The organism is Microcystis sp. M49636_WE2 (assembly GCF_030065375.1).
Lineage (GTDB): Bacteria > Cyanobacteriota > Cyanobacteriia > Cyanobacteriales > Microcystaceae > Microcystis > Microcystis aeruginosa_C.
This window is the reverse complement of sequence record NZ_JASJFG010000578.1, coordinates 1-2,839: the sequence shown is the minus strand read 5'-3', so window position 1 is coordinate 2,839 and position 2,839 is coordinate 1. Positions and strand designations below refer to the sequence as shown.

General features: G+C 39.0%; 1 protein-coding gene. It reads right to left on the bottom strand.

The features are described from left to right. Window positions 1-185: 185 nt before the first annotated feature. Window positions 186-2,585, bottom strand: coding sequence for an FHA domain-containing protein (locus tag PX484_RS13305; protein ID WP_287765296.1), 2,400 nt, complete (start codon window positions 2,583-2,585; stop codon window positions 186-188). Window positions 2,586-2,839: the final 254 nt, after the last annotated feature.

Sequence of the window (2,839 nt, the reverse complement as noted above, 5' to 3'; positions counted from 1 at the left end):
TAGCTGGTTATAATTAAATTAAAAATGGATTTTGCCTTTAATCCCCCCTTGATCCCCCCTTGATAAGGTAGGGTTGATTCATGAATCAACCCTACCCTTGATAACGGGGGTGTCTGATAATTTTTAACGCCTACCTACTTATCATTCATAATTCATAATTCATAATTCATAATTCATAATTTAGATCACAAAATATCTTTTCTTTTTTGCAACCAATAGGTAAGGAGGAAATAAATAAGAGAATGAAGAATTAAAACTCCCCAATTCAATAACAAATTATTGATAGATAATTGATAAACTTGATTGGCATCCTCAAAGGGTAAAGGGAAATTAAAACTATTTTGTTCTTTCGCTTCTGCAATCATAGTTTCCACCTCTACTAATACACCGTAGGCAGCAATTGACCAGCGACTAATCATCAACCATGATAGATATTTCCACAGACCTTCTAAGCTAAATAATACGCCAGCAAAGATAATCTGAGGGATTAAAATTAAAGGTAAGGCACTATTTGCTTGGGTGATATTACTAACGCCAGCAGAAATTAATAAACCGAGATTAATCGCCGCAAATATAGTTAAAAATGTGGTGATAAAACAGCCAATTAACCAGGTCATTAATTCCGGTTGCGGGTCAGTAAATCCCCAAAATATCACGCAGGTAATTACAATTGTTTGCAGAAAAGCTACGGCTGCTAAAACCAGAATTTTTGAGAATAAATAGGGTAATAATCCCAGATTAACTAATCTTTCTCGCTGATAAATTGGCGATTCTTTGACAATTTCCTGTAGGGAACAGGCAAAACCTACCCACAATTCCGCGCAGGTAAAAACAAAGAGAGTTTTTAAGGCTAAAGGTGCGGATTGGATAGCCTGCTCAAAACTGGGATTATCCCCCAAAAATAAAGGATTTTCGTCCCCTAAAACCATGGCCATTAAGAAAATTCCAATCGGGGCGGTTAATAGGTATAAAATTAAACTAACCTGATCGCGGATAATTAATTGGCTATAGCGTTGACATAAAACCTGTAGTTGTAGCCAAAAAGATTGTTGAACCTGTTGCGGTTTACTATTATTTTGCTGAAATACTTTACCGATTCTTGCTTCAATATTATTTTTGTAGTAGTCGGATTGTTGGAAACGTTGGCATTCTTGCTCAACTTTTTCGCTAGTTTCCAGATGAATATAAATATCGGCAAAATCCCCCTGAGGTAAAGAGAAAAAATTTAAGGCCTCCCCCGGAGAACCAAAATAACATAAATTGCCCCCTTGACCAAGAAAAACTAATCGATCGCAGAGATTGATATTATTAGTAGCATGGGTAACTAGGAGAATTGTTCTGCCTTCTTTGGCCAATTTTGCCAGCAATTCCATCATCTTTTTATCTAAACCGGGGTCTAATCCCGAGGTGGGTTCATCTAGAAAGAATAATTTGGGATTGGCTAATAATTCTACCGCAATACTCACCCTTTTTAATTGACCACCGCTTAAGTCTCTGACTAAAGTATTTCTTCTTTCTAACAATTCCACCTGCTGCAGGGTTTTCTCGATCACTTCTTGGCAATTAAGATCCGGAGGTAGCCTTAATTTAGAAGCATAATATAACACTTCTCCCACGGTTAAATCCCTGTGGACGATATCGTATTGGGGAACATAACCGATTTGGGTGCGATAGATATTAAAATTCTGGCGCAGCTCTTCCCCATTCAGATAAACAGTTCCCGAGGTGGTGGGTTCAATTCCTAATAAAGTCTTTAAGAAAGTCGATTTTCCCGCACCACTTCCCCCAACAATCGCCACTAATTGACTTGGTTCGATCGGTAAGGAGATATGATTGAGAATTATCAAAGGTTGTTTCTTTTTATCCCGCACCATCCTGACGATATTTTCGGCATCTAGACGGATATTATCCCCCGTATCTAATAAAACTAAGTCATCTCCCTGCAACCTAAAACTATAGGGGCCGATTCTCACTGTACAACCGTTGGTTAGAATGGCACTACCCGATACTTTTTCTCCGTCGATAAAGACTCCATTGGTGCTTTTGTCGTAGAGAATATAACGATTTTGGTTATCGATGTCGATAATCGCGTGTTGTCGGGAAATTGTCGGAGCGTCTAAAACCACAGTCGCAGCATTATCTCGTCCTAAAACTACACTGCGATTGCTTAGGGAAACCGATTTAAAAGCTAAAGGTGGGCTTTTTACTGGTTGGTTAGGATGATAATAGGTGATCTTGACCGAATTTTTGACATCTTGACCGATATTAATCTCATCTCCATTTCGTAAAAGATAGCCCTCTTTGGGAGTAATGACGCGATTATTGATAAAAAGTTTATTGGAACTAGGATTAGTCCCGTCTCCATCGTAGATATAGTAATCATCTCCCTGACGACGAAAACAAGCTTGTACTCGACTCACCACCGTCCAGTGTTGGGGAACAACTAAATCCACCTGTTGACCATCTCGCCCCAATTTATAATTAGGACGACTCAGATTAATAGAAGGGAGAATTTCTCCCTGATTGTTAAGAATAATGTAGGGTTCTTGACTAATAACCGTTTTAATGTTGGGAGAATTGGTCATAAAAAGTTGATCGGTGGGTGGCGTTCGCGGGGGACGGTAAGAAGCTAAGATAGAATTGATGTCTCGATCGCTACTGTTAACCTCAGAGTCTGGAACGAACTCTAGAGATCATCTTAGTAAAACTTCTTAGGATCGATCGAGCTTGTCTAAATTCCTATTCCTAAGACCTATCCACAGGTTATCGTGCTGTTAGACGATGGTTACAACTCCTATTTCTCCTACCGCCAAGGTTTCTAAAGTCGAAGGTATCAAAG

What these genes read in the sequence shown, in the direction of transcription:
- PX484_RS13305 (WP_287765296.1), bottom strand. Translation starts at nt 2,585, where the DNA reads ATGACCAATTCTCCCAACATTAAAACGGTTATTAGTCAAGAACCCTAC.